The sequence below is a fragment of the Reyranella sp. genome (assembly GCF_965279465.1).
Lineage (GTDB): Bacteria > Pseudomonadota > Alphaproteobacteria > Reyranellales > Reyranellaceae > Reyranella.
Window position 1 is genome coordinate 3,211,722 of record NZ_OZ257242.1, and the last position, 13,965, is coordinate 3,225,686.

Genomic DNA, 13,965 nt, shown 5'->3' on the forward strand with positions numbered 1-13,965 from the left:
CGCTCGCTAGCGTGGTCGATCGGGTATTCGGTCCAGGGCGGTTGATCCTGCCGCACGTCGTGGATTTCCCAACCGCAGCGACCGCATCAGAGAAACACGCGCTTGATGCCGCTGTTCGGCGGAATGGCGCTCATAGTCTGAGAAGAGCGCCACAAAGGGCAGGTGAGAATATGGGCGCCTAGACGAAATTCGCCGTGCTGAGCGCGCCCGACAGGCCGTTGACCCGCATCACCAGATCCCCGCCTGATTGGTAGCCTGTGGTGCTGTTCTGGTCGACGACAAGGAACGTCACACCGGAAAGTGTGCCGGCATTCGCGGTGAAGAGCACCGCGTGGTTGGCCTGCAGGCCGCTCATCGCCGCGGCGAGGTTCGTGTCGAACGTCGCCGTGCTGAGGGTGCCGGTGGTGATTGGCGTGTCCACATCGGACACGCCCGTCACGACGTCGAAGAAGTCGATGGCGGCCTGGAAGCCGACCACGGTGTCGTAGTTCAAGCCGGTTGATTCGGCAGCGCTCTGGTAGACATAGGTATCGCCGAAGCCTCCGCCTGTCAGCGTATCCGCTCCGGTGCCACCTGTCAGGGTGTCGCTGCCATCGGCGCCGGTCAGCGTATCGTTGCCACCGTTGCCGTAAAGCTGGGCACCAGCGTAGGCAAACCTCGAATTCAGGATCGTCACCGTGTCGGCACCAGCGCCGCCATTCACCGTGAAGTTGAGCGCTCGGTCGTTGTTCAAGGTGAGGCTGTTGCCCCCGTCCGACAGGTTGAAGGCCTGCGTATAGACGGTGGCTTCGGACAGATCGACTGCGCCGGCGCTCGATAGCGTGATTTCGCCTGTACTGATGCTGGCGAACGAAGCGAGCTGCGCCGCCGTCAGCGTCAGTCCATTGAAGAAGCCGTACAGGCCCTCCATGTTGATGATGGTCGCGCCAGCAAACGTCGCCGCAGATGCGGCCGCGCTTCCATCCAAGGTATCGCCGCCGTCGCCGCCGTCGTAGGTCTCGCCAACAAGGATTCCATCGACGCCGGTGCGTATATCGTCGTTGCCAGCACCGCCGGAAAGCGTGTCCACGCCGGCTCCGCCGGTGAGGGCGTCGCCACCCTCGCCGCCGGTCAACGTGTCGTTGCCTGCACCGCCCACCAGATAATCCACGCCAGCCCCGCCATCCAGCACGTTGTTGCCCGAGTTGCCGGTGATGTTGTTGGCCAGCGAGTTGCCCGTGCCGTTGATGTCCGCGCTCCCTGTCAAGGTCAGTTTCTCGGCGAACTGGCCGGCAAGGCTGTAGGTGACCGAGCTCTGTACTAGGTCATCCGTCCCGCCGCCCGTGGCCTCCATCACCACGTCGCCGGCATTGTCCACCAAGTAGGTGTCGTTACCCGTGCCGCCTGCCATCGTGTCCGCGCCGGCCTCGCCGTTCAGCACGTTTTTGCCCGAATTGCCGATGAGGATGTTGGCCAACGTGTTGCCGGCGGCGTTGGTGTTCCCGCTGCCCAGCAGGGCCAGGTTCTCGATATGCTGGCCGGCCAGGTTGTAGCTGCGCGAGCTGAACACTTGGTCGATCCCCTCGCCGGCCGTCTCGATCACGCGGTCGGTGCTGCCGTTGACGTAGTAGGTGTCGTTGCCCGCCCCGCCCGACATCGTGTCCGCGCCGGTCCCGCCGTCCAGCACGTTGTTGCCCGAATTGCCGGTCAACGCGTTGGCTTGGCCGTTGCCGGTGGCGTTGGTGTTCCCGCTGCCGGTCAGGGTCAGGTTCTCGATGAACTGACCGGCCAGGCTGAAGCTGACAGAACTCTGGACCAGGTCCGCCCCACCGCCTGAGGCCTCCACCACCGTGTCGCCGGCATTGTCCACCACGTAGGTGTCGTTGCCCGCGCCGCCCGTCATCGAGTCGGCACCGACCGCGCCATCCAGCGCGTTGTTGCCCGAATTGCCTGCGATGCTGTTGGCCAGCGCGTTGCCGGTGCCGTTGACGTTGGCGCTTCCAGTCAGGGTCAGGTTCTCGACCTCTGCTCCCAACGTGTAGCTCGCCAAGCTCTGCACCAGGTCCGTTCCGCCCCCAGCCGCTTCCACCACTATGTCGCCGGCGCTGTTCGCCACGTAGGTGTCGTCGCCCGCGCCGCCCGCCATCGTGTCCGCGCCGCTCCCGCCGTTCAGGACATTGTTGCCCGAGTTACCGGTAAGGATATTGAGCAAAGAGTTGCCGGTGGCGTTGATGTTCCCGCTGCCGGTCAGGGTGAGGTTCTCGGCATACTGGCCGGCCAGGCTGTACGTGACCGAGCTCTGCACCAGGTCCGTCCCGCTGCCTGAGGCCTCGACGGCCGTGTCGCCGGCACTGTCCACCACGTAGGTGTCATTGCCCGCGCCGCCCGTCATGGTGTCCGCGCCGGCCCCGCCGTCGATCAGATCGTTGCCGGAGTCGGCAAAGATGATGTCATCGTCGCCGAGCCCGCTGATCACGTCATCGCCGGTCGTGACCCCCGTCACGTCCGCATATCCCACCGGTGCAACCTTCCCGTCGCCGAGCCGGTGGATGAACTCCTTGCCCGCGCTGCCCGTTATCGTTGCCATTGCTTCCCTCCCGCGCCCGCGCCGAAGTTGGTGGGAGAAAACGTCGCCTTAACGGCCATGTCGTCGTCCTTTCACACTGAAGCGAGATTGGAGATTAAAATTCAATCTAGCGAACCCGCGATCAGGAACAACCGTGCAAAAGTGGAGTCTGCCGGGAGTGCGCCGCTAGAGGCGAATGTGAATTCGCTAAAGTGGCGCTCATGGATATGGCAGTCCCAGGAAGAGCGGCTCTGGAGTGCCGCGCTCCTGGCAGGTCGACGTCAGATGACGGTGAAGTCGGCGTTGGTCAGCGCGAGGCCGGGAGCGAGTGTTGCGAACTGGATCGCTCGCCGCCACTGACGGGCGCGACGTGTCGCGTGGTGCACTTGGGATTCGATATCGTGCGCGCTGCTCTCACCGAGCCTTCGCCCGAGCTGGGCCAAGACTGCCTGCATGCGAGCAATCTCTTTCGGAAGAAGCTCGCCAAATTCCTGCGGTCCCGAGCCTACCGGAACGAGGCCCATATCCTTCAACCGCGCCGCAAAGGTCGGATCGCCAAGCACCGGGTCCATGCTGACCCTGACTACCATGGCGGCGTCACCGGCCCTCGAGCCTGTCGACGTACGCGCCCCAGCTCCAGGTCGTGGCCTTGATCAGAGTACTATCCCGCACCCGGCGAAGGTTGGACCTGTAGGCCATGACCGGCCACGGGCCGCCGCGGCATGTCTTGGCTTGGCGAGTGCGTCGAGCGCAGCGGATGGCGAGCCGGACCGAGACGCGCTCGGAGTTCACTCATCGTGGCACTGCCTCCGATACCGGCGGTCGACTCCTGACCTGCGCCCGCCAGTCCCAAGGCTTCGCGCAGTCGTGGGCGTGCACCCCGGCACGCGCATCGATCGCAGCTAGCTCCTGGCCGACGTAGTCGGAGCTGTACCGCGTGAACGCCCATGCCATGCCGGCGCTCACCATTGCAGCGCCGAGATCCTGCCCGTCGGCTCGGCATACGGCCACGATGCGGCCGTAACGGTCCCTGTCGCGTGCCTCGCAGGCGATGGCGTGCCCGGCGATTAACTTTCGCAGCGTTGTGCGGGCCTCGAATCCGGCCCGCCACCCATCGGCGCACCGTTGACCTTGCTCGGCAGCGTCGATGCCCCACAGGCGATAGAGCTTGCCGTCGATCGTCCGAACCTCTGCAGTGGCCGGCATTGCGAAGAGGACCGCGGCGACCAACGGCGTCAACCAAAGTTGCATCATCCCACAATAACACCCGAACCATACGGCGGGAACGTTTCTCGTCGTCTCGGCATTGGTCCGGCAGTTCGTGAGGGGCCGCGCGTGGGCTAGGCGACACCAAGCCGTTCAACCGCGCCGGGCGTTAGTTGACTCGCTGCGGCCCGCCGCGCGCGCGGCGGGTCCTTGGAGCGGCGGAGGGCATACACAGCGAAAAACACTGTCAAACCCGGCTAGCACCACGATGGAGCCAATCCGCTCAATCGGCGGCCCTTCATACAACCTTAGCGAATGACGAAATCAGCACTGGTCAACGCTAGTCCGGCGTCGATCTTCGCGAACTGGACCGCCCCGCCGGCGGCATTGCCGTTGCTGTCGTAGAACAGCTTGCCAGTATCGGTTTCGTAGACGATGCGGTCGCTGGCGTCCTGCGCCGTTCCACTGGCATTGGCGGCGAACTGAGCCACGCTCAAGCGTGCTCCAGTTGCTATGGCTGCAAACGCGGTGCGCCCCAATTGAATTCGGTCGTCCGCGACATTGAAATCAGTGATCGTATCGATGATGCCTGCAACGAGGGTGTCACGGAAGACGAAGGCGTCGGCGCCGAGCCCTCCGGTCAGTACGTCCGCCCCCGCACTACCGTTGAGGTAGTTGTTGCCGGCATTACCGGTGAGGGTGTTGTCGAGGGAGTTGCCCCTGCCATAAGTGTTGCCGCTTCCTGTCAGGGTCAATCGTTCGAGATATTGGCCCGTCAGGTCGAAGCTGACGGAACTTTCGACCTGATCGGTTCCCTTTCTGTTGTTCTCTTTCACGACATCGCCGGCATTGTCGACGATGTATGTGTCGTTACCCGCGCCGCCCGTCATATTGTCCGCGCCGGCGCCGCCGTCGAGGACATTGTTGTAGTCATTGCCAAGGATGATGTTGTCGAGCGAGTTTCCCGTGCCATTGAAGTTGCTTTCGCCGGCCAAGGTATAACTTGCTAAAGTCAGATTCTCTATGTACTGGCCTTTGAGGCTGTAACTCCCGAAGCAGATTACCGTGTCGGTTCCCTCGTCGCTTTTCTCGATCACCTTGTGGCGACTGGCATTCTCGACGATGTAGGTGTCGTCGCCCGGGCCGAAAGCTAGGGTGGTAGGAGGTAGCAGGCCGTTGATGATGTCGGAGTGTATGGCGTCGTCGTTACCGCCCAGGCCGAATATCTCGATCCGTGTCGTATTGGTCATGGTAGGCGTGCCGCCCTGGACCACGACGTCGATGTCGCCGTCGCCGTTGACGAACAGGTTGCCGGCGGAATCCCGGTAGATGTTGAAATAGTTGTCCGAATCGTCGCCGGTTACCGTCAGTACGCCGGTGACAGGAGAGAGCGTTGCCGTAATGGCCATGTTATCGCCCCTTCACACTGCATTGAAATTGCCAACCGAAATACAATTTAACGATTCCGCTGTTGGGCACAACCTGAAAGCGTAGCGTCGCAGCGATAGCGCCTGATGCCGTGCAGGAGGTGATTCGAAGCTGAACAATCTTTCTGAGTGGAAGCGATTGCTTTTCAGGCTCAGCGGCACAGCCCTGTACGCCAGCCGTTCATGCCGAAGTGGAGTTTGTGATACTGTGGAGGGGTCACGCATGGTAGTGCAACCCAGGCTGCCCGGCGATTGGCCGGTCGGTCCGCATGGACACGCGCCACAAGTGTCGGCTGGTGATGGGTCCAGCCGACGCCGCCAGCGCATATCGCGGTCGGGCTCCCCGATCCGGCGGGCGGCCCAGATATCAGCCACGATTTCCAGCCGGTCAACGGCGCCTGGCCGCGTGGAGCAATGGCGCGTTGGCTGGTCGCGACGGCGCGGCTGTATTACCATAGGTCCGGTTGTGAGGCGCCCGCGCAAGCTGTCGGCCGACCGTGCCCGCCGCTTCTGTGAAGCCTTGGATGCCGACAGCGCCAGCCGCAGCCAGCAGCCATGGTGGTGCGCGATTGCCACGATCGCGCGCCGCATCGGAATGGATGGCCAGGATGCGGTCGCGCTGGCCGATGATCTGACGAAGGCCGGCTACGTGACGCACGATCAGTCTCAGCACACCAAGGAGGCGCGACGCACGCTCGAGCAGCCGCATAGCGTCACCCTGCGGGAAGCAGGCCGGCAACTGGCCAAAGGGAAGTGATGGCATTCGGAGACCGCAGCTACGGCTACGAGATGCAGCCGGCCTCTGAATGGCTGGCTTTTATCGGGCAACGCAACTACGGCCGCCTGAGGGTCACCTGATCGGCGATCCACTTCTCCGGCTTTGGCGCAACCCGCATGCGGCCCAACTCCGTCAGCGCGAGTTTCCCGTCGATCTCTTGCACCAGTTCTAGCACCGCGAGCCGACGAACATATTCGTCGGCCACGTCCTGCGGGCTCGCATTACCCTGGGCGACGCGGAGCAGCGCCGCCTCCTCTCGGGAACTGAGTGGGGCGCGTAAACCACGCACCATACTGACCTCCCTTGCTTGCGGGCAGGTAAGCGCCACCGGCGCGCAAAATCAAGGCAATATTGCCGCAGAATGGGCGTTCGCCGTGTGTGCATATGGTGGCGGGGCGGACGCGCTGTTTCGGGCACGAAATCGACCCCAGCGTCGATCGTCGACCGCCATCAGAACGGCATCACGCGCCGCGGCCTCTTCCCCGATCTCGACGCCCCCAAGCCAGCGCCGGTTGGCGTGACGACGTAGGTTGCCCCGTCGCGGCGCAGCCATCCCAAGTCGAGCGCGACCTGGAGGGCATCGTTCATCGCGACCAAGCCGAACCGCCGCCTCAACTCGGAAATGGCGGCGTCGGCGTTCGTAACTCCCTTGGCGTTGGCTAGCCTGCAGATGCGTGCGGCGAGGCGCTCGTCGGGTTGGGCTGGCTCGGGTGTGGTCTGCGGCATGTCGAGATCTTGCAGGACGTGGGCGAAGGGCGGCCCTCGACCTCGGATGGGGGAGATCCTCGGTCGAGGGCCTAACCGGAGCAGACGAGGTTGCTCGCGACTATCCGTGAAAATGCCTTCGGTGCTCGTTGGTTCCGTTGGACTCTCGCCCGCGGGGGCCGGCCGATGGCGAGCCTACCCCGGCGGGCTGCCCCGGAAGTTCCCTGGCCGCAATGAGGAGGGGCGGGCGACAAGAGCACTGTATCGCGCCGCCGGAGTTGGAATGCCTCGCAAGTATGCTGGCCTGCTCGCCATGACCTTCCGACCGGCCTTCTTCGCGTGCGTCGCCCTGCTCGTCCTTCTGTCGTGGCTGCCCGGCGATGAGATGGTCCGAACCGGAGCCAGCGGACGCCTCGAGCATGTCGTGGCCTATTTCGGCACGGCGATCGTGATGGCCCTGGCGTATCGCGAAAGGCCGCGGCTCCTCGTTCAAACTCTCCTGCTCATTGCGCTGGCCGGCATCCTCGAGTCCGGGCAACTGTATATGCCGGGCCGGACCGCAGCGCTGTTCGAATTCGCTTCCAGCAGCGCCGGCGCAGGTCTAGGAGGCCTGCTCATGCGGGCGCTGCGGCCTCGCCTGCTCGGCTTCGCGGGGCTCGATCGGCTCACGGTCGGGCGAGGCTGACGCCGCCTGCGTGCGGGCAGCAGATGTCACAGATTTCGCCGGTGGGACAGAGCGGGCGCGCAAGGGGCGACCCGTCTGCCCGCGGCATCGTCGAGCGCCGGCCAGTCGGCTGCTATGCAGGAAGGATATCGAAGAAGCGCGTAGTCAGCCCCGACGTCGTTGCTTCGGCAAAGCTCTTCACGTCGCCGCTGGCTTCGCGCCAGGCTCGATAGGTGTCGTAGTCAGCACGAGACCGCCACAACATAACGATTGCCATGTTGTCGGAATCGTCCTGATTCACCGTGAGCTGCAGGCTTTCGCAGCCCTGCTTCTGTCGGGTGATCGGTAACGCCTGCTTCAAGGCTTCTGCAAGCGCAGGACCGGTTCCAGGCTTCGCGGTGAACTCGAGAACGACGTAACACGACATGCTGTGCCTACCCAGATCGCGTGACAGCGTATCCCAACGCTGGGGCGTTGAACTGATGGCGGTCGCCCCGAAGTTAAGCGCCCGCTCGGGCTGGCCGGGCCGGCGCGGTTCTATGATGCCGGAGGAGTTGTGCGCGGTGTCACGTTGGCGCCGGTCGGGTCCTGGCATGCAAAGAGGTATTCGATTACGCTGGTATAAGGGCCGGTCCTGATGCGACGCTGCGATATCGGGATGGGAACGCGCTTGTAGATCGCGCAGCCCTTCTCCGCTTCAGCGGTAGCCGCCTTGGGGTCGTCGACCTCGCTCTGAACTTTCACCTTGTCGGTGGCGATATCGCTAATCGCGGGTGGCGCGCACGCTCCCACAAGGCCCGCAACGGCCAACACAACAATCAAGGATTTCATCGTTTCCCCCAAACTCGATCGGTTGAGAATTGCGCAGATAGGCAACCGGGGTCAAGCAGGCGAAAGGGGAAACGACGAGTCCAGAACGCACAGCAACCTCCCCTCGGAAGGGGATGGCGCTCGCTGCGAATTTGAGCGAGGATGCACGCGTAGCCTGAAAACTCACGCCACTAGCCTTGCCGGGCCTTGGCATCCTAGAGCGGTGCCAGGGCGATCCTTGCCGGGACCATCATGCCACCGAAAGCGACGCTCCCATTGCCGTGGGCCGCGACCGGCGCAGTGGCACGGCTAAACAATACCCCTCACGGGGAAGGTCGTGCCGGCAGGACTCTAGGCCTGTTTTCAGCTCCCGGTGCCAGCGCCGCCCGCTGGCGCCCGGCCCTGAAAAAGCCTGCCTTCCTAGAGCAACCACATGTCCAACACGACAATGCCAAGACCATCCTGCGCACCACCGCGTATTCCCTGCCGATGTGCCGGATGCGGCACGTCTTCATGACGCCGCACCGACCCGAAGAAGCCGCCGCGACCGAGATCGTCACCGGCTGCTGCTCTCTGTGTCCGGCGGGCCGGAAGAGCGACGGTCTGCGGTACGGCCTCACCGGCGGGCGGCTGGTGACGCACGCCGAGCTGGCGGAGGTGCGCACATGAATGCCAACTCGACAGCGCAGGTCGAGACCCTGCATCCACGGCCGGCAGGAAAGCCCGCCGCCGCGCGGTCACCAAGGAAGCGCAAGGCCAAGGCGACCACGCCGCCGCTTCATGGCTGGCAGCGACTCGACGAAATCATGCGGCGCGGGCTTACCGATGCTCGCGCCACATCGGGACTTGCGAGCGGCTTGCACGAGCTTTTCGCGATCAGGCTCGCCGAGGCGGAGGAGAATCTGGCGATGCTGGGCAGGTCGTCCGACGACACAGGTCCGCGCTTTGCCCAGCAGCTGAGACGCACCGAGGACTTGCGGACGTGGGTCGGCGTGCTGGCCGCGCTCAAGGAACGTGCCTCTCGGGCGGAAAGCTTTGCCGGCAAAGCTGCAGAGCGCGTAGGCTGGGCCGTGCGCAGGGAAGGTGCACGATGAGCGCGCGCCTCGACGACTTGCACGAGCTCACGGTCGAGCGCCGGATCGGCCGCGTCCGGGCGATCCTGACCGGGATGCAAAGCATCGCCCGCAACGCCGACGACGGCTTCGATGTCGGCTCCGTATGCGAGGAACTGGAGCTTATGGCGCAGGAGGAGCTCGGCAAGATCACGGCGGTGCTGGGGACCGAGGTTCTCGACCGCCGCTGCTGATGGCGACACGACACCGGCCGGGGCGGGCTGCGGCTCTCCCCGGCGATGCACTGGCCCCGCTCATCGGGGCCTTCTCTTTTTGCGCATCGCTACCGTGGCCGATACGGTATGGTCGACCGTCGGACAACACGATCGGGGTTGATGCCCTTTGCGCGCAGCAGATCAGCGACACCCCTCTCGGCACCCTCCGCTGCCGCTGGTCCGATCCAGATGCGCCTTAGGACGCCGGCCGATGCGATCGGAAAATCTACTGGCACGTATGAGACGATCTGGCTGCCGCGAGCGCGAGAGCATACGTAAGGCGCTAGCACGCTGACCGAATTTGCAAGGATTAAGCGAGTTTCGGCTTCATGGTGGTAGGCATGGTGCTTGGTCGTAATCAAGCTCCAGAGCAATGGCACGCCAAGGCAAACGCGCAACTCCTTCAAAAAAGCTTTTCTGTCAGCTTCGTCTACCAAAAGGTCCCACTTTTCCGCGCACTTGAGCGCATAGATAGCAGTGTCTATTGCCTCCTTCTGTCGTTGCTTTGCCTCGGCTTCGTTGTACACAACAGCTGCAACAGAATAGAACTCGCGTGGATCTGAAACTCCTGCCTCCCAAACGCGGGAAGGGTCGGGCTTGAGCCAGTCTGGCGCCACCTCAATGGCGACTCCGCGACCGTCGTCAGCATATGTCTGCCACTGAGCAAGGTCGTCCGGTGTTTGGCTGAAGCTCGTGACGAAGAAGCTGAATGCCGATCCGAACGTACCATCGAGGTACTTCAACAACACTGCGCAGAATTCGGAGGTCTGCGGACTGGGCTCATCTTGCATTATGTCGAACAGGTGCTCCCTCGCCAGATCGCTGCCGTGGTGAAGCTCACTCGGATCGTTCATATGAAAGATGCCGGTGAACCAGAGCTTGGCCGATCCGATGATACCGACCAAGCCCGCCATGTCCGTGTAATGGTGCAGAGGAGAGCTCACCCGCGTCCTTTTCTCCTCGGCCTTTCGTCGTTCGTCGTCCCATCGCCGAAACTCTTCCAAGAGTATGTCTAAGCTTCGCTTCCCGCTGCTGTTCAGCGCGATTGGCGGAACTGGATCAATCGGCGGCACAACTTCCCCCTTCAGCAAAAGGCAATCGTAGCAACGATGCTCGGCCATTGCCTTGGCCCCCCAATCCCCTGCATTTCGTGGCGTGCCCAGCTTTGTTGCGGCGGGCGGTGGCGATCGACGTCGGGCTTTCCATGGTCAAACTTACCGCCGTGCGCGATGCGTCGTCATCGGCCGGGACAGCCGCTGGCACTTGCCTTGGCTTTCGGGGCGTGGCGTTCGCCCGTGACCATGTGGCGGCGCAGACCGAGGCATGGCACGCTGAATGCAGAGGAGGGCGCTCGCCATGCGCTTGCTGATGCTGATCGTGGCGCTGCTCATGAGCGGTGCTGCGCCTGCGATTGCCGAGCCGCTCGATGATGGGATCACGGCATACGAGAAGGGCGACTACGCGACGGCACTGCGTCTGTGGCGGCCTCTCGCCGAGCGGGGCATAGCCGAAGCCCAGTCCCGCCTCGGCCTCCTGTACGACGAGGGTTGGGGCGTGCCCCAAGACTATGCGACGGCGGTGGCGTGGTATCGCAAGGCTGCTGAGCAGAGACATGCTGTCGCCCAGATTAACCTCGGTTCCAGTTACGAGGCCGGCACAGGCGTGCCGCAGGACTACGTGCTGGCGCACATGTGGTTCAACCTCGCCGCTGTCAAAGGTAATGACTTTGCCATCGCGGCCCGCGACCGCGTTGCCTCCAAGATGACGCCCGCGCAGATCGCGGAAGCGCAGAATCTGGCGCGCGAGTGGAAGCCGAAGTAGCCCGCCCGGCTTCGGCTGCGGCGGGCGATTTTCTGTCCGGGCCTGTACGCGCCGCACGATGTTGGGCGGTTTGTTGGGTGTGAGGCCTATTTCATCCATAAGACCCTGATTACACTATATCTTACGCGGACACCCTTTCCGCCACTGAACTCGACGAAAGCCAATCAAATTCGGCTTTCCCTTGCCGAGCGATGATTTTGCCCACCAATTTACTCACCAAGCTCGCCGGGGCTGTGAGCCGGCGAGCTAGTCTTGCGCGATGACCGGCGCGGTCGGCAGTGTGCTCCGCCGTCACCTTGTCGCCGAGGATCGCTGACAGAGCTTTGGCGGGGGTCCACGTCCGAGTGTCGAGCCGACCTTGGGCAGCGGGCTCGGCGGTCGTCGGCCAGCCGGAAGATGCTCGCGTCAATGCCCGCACCGGCGCGCCTTGTACAATGCAAAGCTTCCCGCGTAGCGTATTGAGGGTCTCGTCATGGCTCCGGCTACCAGCCGAATCAACGGGTCAACGTGCGATTGAACAGCCAAGCGAATGATGATGCTCCAAGGAGCACGCCTGCCACCCAAAGCCTGTCAGTCCGGCCGATCGGCTCCCTTAGTTCAGGGATGCCAGCCACCGCCAGTCCAGCAACGCCGAAAGAAGGCACCTGGCACATCAACCAACGTGCCCATAAGGACTTGCTCAAGCCTCCCGTGGCTAGCCCCCGCGGCACCAGCGGCCCAGCCTTTGAGCGCGCTTACCAGTTGCAATAGGTTGTGGTTCTTCTGCTACGGTAGGCGCCGGGGAGGGCGGCATGCTTGAACAGATTCTATATGCGCTTGCCAAGATCGGAGCAATCACGGCGCTGGGCGCATTTATCGACTTCATGATGAGCAAGAGAGAAAAGAAAATGCTTCTGGGTTGGCTTGAGACGGGCTGGCTCAAGTTCTCTGAGGTCCCCTGGAAACGACTCGGACGGACCGAGGCCGCATCGGCTATCGCCGTTTGGGATGTGATTGTCGGCGATCGACTTCTTTCACTCAAAAGACTTTTTGTATCCTTAGTGATTGTAGAGTTGATGCCGGTTATTGCTCTAGTGTCGCGGCCCAATTGGATGCGCTCGCTGGCGGACCTCATTCCTCAAGATCAGTCAACTTGGGCGGGCCTAATAGTATTTACTTTTGCAACAATGGTCTCACTTTCGATTACAAGGTTCAGTTCTCGTCTCGTTGTCGAATCTTCTGATAGGTACGCAGTGATTGCGCCCATCGCGCTCTTGGCGTTCAACATTATTCTTTACCTCTATTGGGCGAGAGTTAGTGCTACATTGAGCTGGACGATATCTAAGACGATAGCGAACTGGCCCAACCTCTCCTTGCCTTGGTTGGTTAGCGACTGGAAGAGCGCTTGGAGCTTTTTAGGCGATGACAGCAAGAATGTGGCGTTCCAATATCTTAGCTTCACGCTCAATGGACTCCGCCTCTGCTTTTCGGCTCTATTTGTGGCAGGATTCATCGTAGCCCCACTATTGCATAGCTTTGTACTTCGACTTTGGGCTCGAATAGTCGAGTCTGAGAAGCCGATCTTTGCACTAGCCCTAGGCGGGGTTAGTTCGGCGATCATAATTGCTCATGAACTAATCCGTCTCGTGTCCGCGTGAGCCGTTGATTGGAACCCCAAGATGATTTTGGATAGCGCCAAGGGGCCCCGGTTAAAGGAGGCCGAGGCAGCGATGAGCGAGATGGAAGCCGACATGCCGGCCGAGAAGATGTGGACGCTATCGGATGACGGGGGAAACCATCCGCCTGCAAGTCCCGCCGCTGATGCTTCACGGCTAGCCAGAACCGCTCCGCATCCACCTCGACTTCGACGCCGCGATGGTCGACGAGATCCTGCAGCGGCTGACTATGCTGCGGTCCCGAATGGCGCCACTAGCCACTCGAAACTAGCTCGACGAGCGCACTATGCCGGAGCACCAACCGTCCACCGTGCTGCGATCCTAGCTACTGTCGGACAGGTCCGCCTCGGCTCGTTACTCGCGCGAAGCGATTTCAGATCGGTGAAGCTTGTCGATCCCCACCCCAAGCACGATCACGTGGCAGGCTTGGCGACGCTTACTCCGTTCGCCGCCAGAACCTGCAGCAAAGCTGACACGTCCGTTGGCCCCGACGGGATCGCAGCATCAACCGCGGCAAACATCTGCGCGGCCAGGGTTTTCTCTCCGGTGATTTCCAGCATTTGGCCACCGCCCGGGCCGTAGTGAAACTCGTGCACTGTTCCGCGGGGAATGTGCACCAGAGTTCCAGGCGCACACTCGTGGACCTCTCCGGCGCAATGGAAGCGAATTGCGCCCTTCAAGACATAGAACGCTTCATCCCAGTCGTGGCTGTGCGGTGGTGGCCCTGTGCCCTCGTCGCCCTGCTGCAAGGTGATCCCGTAGCTTTTCGTGGTGTCGTTGGATGCAAGCACAGTGACTTGCGTGCCAACGACGTTGAGCGGCCGTGCACGTCTATCGGGAGCAATGATGAAGTGCGAAGCCTTGGAATCTTCGTTTCCCATGAGAACGATCAGCCTGTCCTTGTCTTTTCGTAATGGTGCCAGCGCGAGCATCAAGGGCGACGCCTGTGCTTGGCAAGGCCAGAATGCCATTTGGCCAGCTGGCGCCATTGAATAGGCGCTACCTTCTCAGCGTGGACCGCCGCTCG

17 protein-coding genes are annotated in these 13,965 nt (G+C 62.5%); 7 read left to right on the plus strand and 10 right to left on the minus strand.

Translation table 11 applies throughout. The features are described 5' to 3' along the window. Window positions 1-178 precede the first annotated feature (178 nt). The 4 genes from ACQY8M_RS15705 to ACQY8M_RS15720 all read right to left on the minus strand — a co-directional run bounded on the left by ACQY8M_RS15705 (window position 179) and on the right by ACQY8M_RS15720 (window position 5,160). Window positions 179-2,566 (minus strand): beta strand repeat-containing protein, encoded by a 2,388-nt coding sequence (locus ACQY8M_RS15705; protein WP_428673791.1) that lies wholly within the window; start codon window positions 2,564-2,566, stop codon window positions 179-181. Between the two features lie 260 nt (window positions 2,567-2,826). Then, a complete protein-coding gene (locus tag ACQY8M_RS15710; RefSeq protein WP_428673793.1) occupies window positions 2,827-3,117 on the minus strand; it encodes a hypothetical protein in 291 nt (96 codons plus the stop codon). A 220-nt stretch (window positions 3,118-3,337) separates the two neighbouring features. Beyond that, entirely contained in the window at window positions 3,338-3,751 is a 414-nt protein-coding gene (locus ACQY8M_RS15715; RefSeq protein WP_428673795.1) for a thermonuclease family protein, read from the minus strand. A gap of 308 nt (window positions 3,752-4,059) precedes the next feature. Next, window positions 4,060-5,160 (minus strand): calcium-binding protein, encoded by a 1,101-nt coding sequence (locus ACQY8M_RS15720; protein ID WP_428673797.1) that lies wholly within the window; start codon window positions 5,158-5,160, stop codon window positions 4,060-4,062. A 538-nt stretch (window positions 5,161-5,698) separates the two neighbouring features. Here ACQY8M_RS15720 and ACQY8M_RS15725 point away from each other — a divergent pair. Continuing rightward, window positions 5,699-5,935: a hypothetical protein gene (locus ACQY8M_RS15725; protein WP_428673799.1), complete on the plus strand. Its 237-nt coding sequence runs from the start codon at window positions 5,699-5,701 to the stop codon at window positions 5,933-5,935. A gap of 76 nt (window positions 5,936-6,011) precedes the next feature. Here the strand turns inward: ACQY8M_RS15725 and ACQY8M_RS15730 are convergent, their stop codons facing one another. Beyond that, window positions 6,012-6,248, minus strand: coding sequence for a hypothetical protein (locus ACQY8M_RS15730; RefSeq protein ID WP_428673801.1), 237 nt, complete (start codon window positions 6,246-6,248; stop codon window positions 6,012-6,014). A gap of 158 nt (window positions 6,249-6,406) precedes the next feature. Beyond that, window positions 6,407-6,682 carry a hypothetical protein gene (locus ACQY8M_RS15735; RefSeq protein WP_428673803.1) on the minus strand — a complete coding sequence of 92 codons (276 nt, stop codon included), beginning with the start codon at window positions 6,680-6,682 and terminating at the stop codon, window positions 6,407-6,409. A 292-nt stretch (window positions 6,683-6,974) separates the two neighbouring features. Between ACQY8M_RS15735 and ACQY8M_RS15740 the strand changes: the two genes are divergently transcribed. Further along, window positions 6,975-7,346 carry a hypothetical protein gene (locus ACQY8M_RS15740; protein ID WP_428673805.1) on the plus strand — a complete coding sequence of 124 codons (372 nt, stop codon included), beginning with the start codon at window positions 6,975-6,977 and terminating at the stop codon, window positions 7,344-7,346. A 112-nt stretch (window positions 7,347-7,458) separates the two neighbouring features. Here ACQY8M_RS15740 and ACQY8M_RS15745 read toward each other — a convergent pair whose 3' ends face one another. Both ACQY8M_RS15745 and ACQY8M_RS15750 read right to left on the minus strand, forming a co-directional pair. After that, window positions 7,459-7,752 (minus strand): putative quinol monooxygenase, encoded by a 294-nt coding sequence (locus tag ACQY8M_RS15745; protein ID WP_428673807.1) that lies wholly within the window; start codon window positions 7,750-7,752, stop codon window positions 7,459-7,461. A 110-nt stretch (window positions 7,753-7,862) separates the two neighbouring features. After that, window positions 7,863-8,156: a hypothetical protein gene (locus tag ACQY8M_RS15750; protein WP_428673809.1), complete on the minus strand. Its 294-nt coding sequence runs from the start codon at window positions 8,154-8,156 to the stop codon at window positions 7,863-7,865. Between the two features lie 477 nt (window positions 8,157-8,633). Here ACQY8M_RS15750 and ACQY8M_RS15755 point away from each other — a divergent pair, with 477 nt between their 5' ends. From ACQY8M_RS15755 to ACQY8M_RS15765, 3 genes are read left to right on the plus strand one after another with little or no spacing between them, the layout of a single operon-like run. Further along, window positions 8,634-8,804, plus strand: a complete 171-nt coding sequence (locus tag ACQY8M_RS15755) for a hypothetical protein (protein ID WP_428673811.1) — start codon at window positions 8,634-8,636, stop codon at window positions 8,802-8,804. Continuing rightward, window positions 8,801-9,229 carry a hypothetical protein gene (locus tag ACQY8M_RS15760; RefSeq protein ID WP_428673813.1) on the plus strand — a complete coding sequence of 143 codons (429 nt, stop codon included), beginning with the start codon at window positions 8,801-8,803 and terminating at the stop codon, window positions 9,227-9,229. The genes ACQY8M_RS15755 and ACQY8M_RS15760 overlap by 4 nt, the downstream gene beginning before the upstream one ends. After that, entirely contained in the window at window positions 9,226-9,441 is a 216-nt protein-coding gene (locus tag ACQY8M_RS15765) for a hypothetical protein (RefSeq protein WP_428673815.1), read from the plus strand. The genes ACQY8M_RS15760 and ACQY8M_RS15765 overlap by 4 nt, the downstream gene beginning before the upstream one ends. Before the next feature lie 89 nt (window positions 9,442-9,530). On the opposite strand, the gene ACQY8M_RS15770 is transcribed toward ACQY8M_RS15765, so the two are convergent. Continuing rightward, window positions 9,531-10,583, minus strand: a complete 1,053-nt coding sequence (locus ACQY8M_RS15770; protein ID WP_428673817.1) for a DUF2971 domain-containing protein — start codon at window positions 10,581-10,583, stop codon at window positions 9,531-9,533. Between the two features lie 235 nt (window positions 10,584-10,818). On the opposite strand from ACQY8M_RS15770, the gene ACQY8M_RS15775 reads away from it, so the two are divergent. Then, a complete protein-coding gene (locus ACQY8M_RS15775; protein WP_428673819.1) occupies window positions 10,819-11,283 on the plus strand; it encodes a tetratricopeptide repeat protein in 465 nt (154 codons plus the stop codon). A 791-nt stretch (window positions 11,284-12,074) separates the two neighbouring features. Further along, complete coding sequence (locus ACQY8M_RS15780) at window positions 12,075-12,920, plus strand: hypothetical protein (RefSeq protein WP_428673821.1); 846 nt, start codon at window positions 12,075-12,077, stop codon at window positions 12,918-12,920. A gap of 431 nt (window positions 12,921-13,351) precedes the next feature. Here the strand turns inward: ACQY8M_RS15780 and ACQY8M_RS15785 are convergent, their stop codons facing one another. Then, window positions 13,352-13,870: a cupin domain-containing protein gene (locus ACQY8M_RS15785; RefSeq protein WP_428675370.1), complete on the minus strand. Its 519-nt coding sequence runs from the start codon at window positions 13,868-13,870 to the stop codon at window positions 13,352-13,354. Window positions 13,871-13,965 lie beyond the last annotated feature (95 nt).

Coding starts and splice junctions, on each gene's coding strand:
- ACQY8M_RS15780 (WP_428673821.1), top strand. CDS start 12,075: ATGCTTGAACAGATTCTATATGCGCTTGCCAAGATCGGAGCAATCACG.
- ACQY8M_RS15735 (WP_428673803.1), bottom strand. CDS start 6,682: ATGCCGCAGACCACACCCGAGCCAGCCCAACCCGACGAGCGCCTCGCC.
- ACQY8M_RS15785 (WP_428675370.1), bottom strand. CDS start 13,870: ATGCTCGCGCTGGCACCATTACGAAAAGACAAGGACAGGCTGATCGTT.
- ACQY8M_RS15765 (WP_428673815.1), top strand. CDS start 9,226: ATGAGCGCGCGCCTCGACGACTTGCACGAGCTCACGGTCGAGCGCCGG.
- ACQY8M_RS15770 (WP_428673817.1), bottom strand. CDS start 10,583: ATGGCCGAGCATCGTTGCTACGATTGCCTTTTGCTGAAGGGGGAAGTT.
- ACQY8M_RS15710 (WP_428673793.1), bottom strand. CDS start 3,117: ATGGACCCGGTGCTTGGCGATCCGACCTTTGCGGCGCGGTTGAAGGAT.
- ACQY8M_RS15730 (WP_428673801.1), bottom strand. CDS start 6,248: ATGGTGCGTGGTTTACGCGCCCCACTCAGTTCCCGAGAGGAGGCGGCG.
- ACQY8M_RS15755 (WP_428673811.1), top strand. CDS start 8,634: ATGCGGCACGTCTTCATGACGCCGCACCGACCCGAAGAAGCCGCCGCG.
- ACQY8M_RS15745 (WP_428673807.1), bottom strand. CDS start 7,752: ATGTCGTGTTACGTCGTTCTCGAGTTCACCGCGAAGCCTGGAACCGGT.
- ACQY8M_RS15775 (WP_428673819.1), top strand. CDS start 10,819: ATGCGCTTGCTGATGCTGATCGTGGCGCTGCTCATGAGCGGTGCTGCG.
- ACQY8M_RS15720 (WP_428673797.1), bottom strand. CDS start 5,160: ATGGCCATTACGGCAACGCTCTCTCCTGTCACCGGCGTACTGACGGTA.
- ACQY8M_RS15740 (WP_428673805.1), top strand. CDS start 6,975: ATGACCTTCCGACCGGCCTTCTTCGCGTGCGTCGCCCTGCTCGTCCTT.
- ACQY8M_RS15715 (WP_428673795.1), bottom strand. CDS start 3,751: ATGCCGGCCACTGCAGAGGTTCGGACGATCGACGGCAAGCTCTATCGC.
- ACQY8M_RS15760 (WP_428673813.1), top strand. CDS start 8,801: ATGAATGCCAACTCGACAGCGCAGGTCGAGACCCTGCATCCACGGCCG.
- ACQY8M_RS15705 (WP_428673791.1), bottom strand. CDS start 2,566: ATGGCAACGATAACGGGCAGCGCGGGCAAGGAGTTCATCCACCGGCTC.
- ACQY8M_RS15750 (WP_428673809.1), bottom strand. CDS start 8,156: ATGAAATCCTTGATTGTTGTGTTGGCCGTTGCGGGCCTTGTGGGAGCG.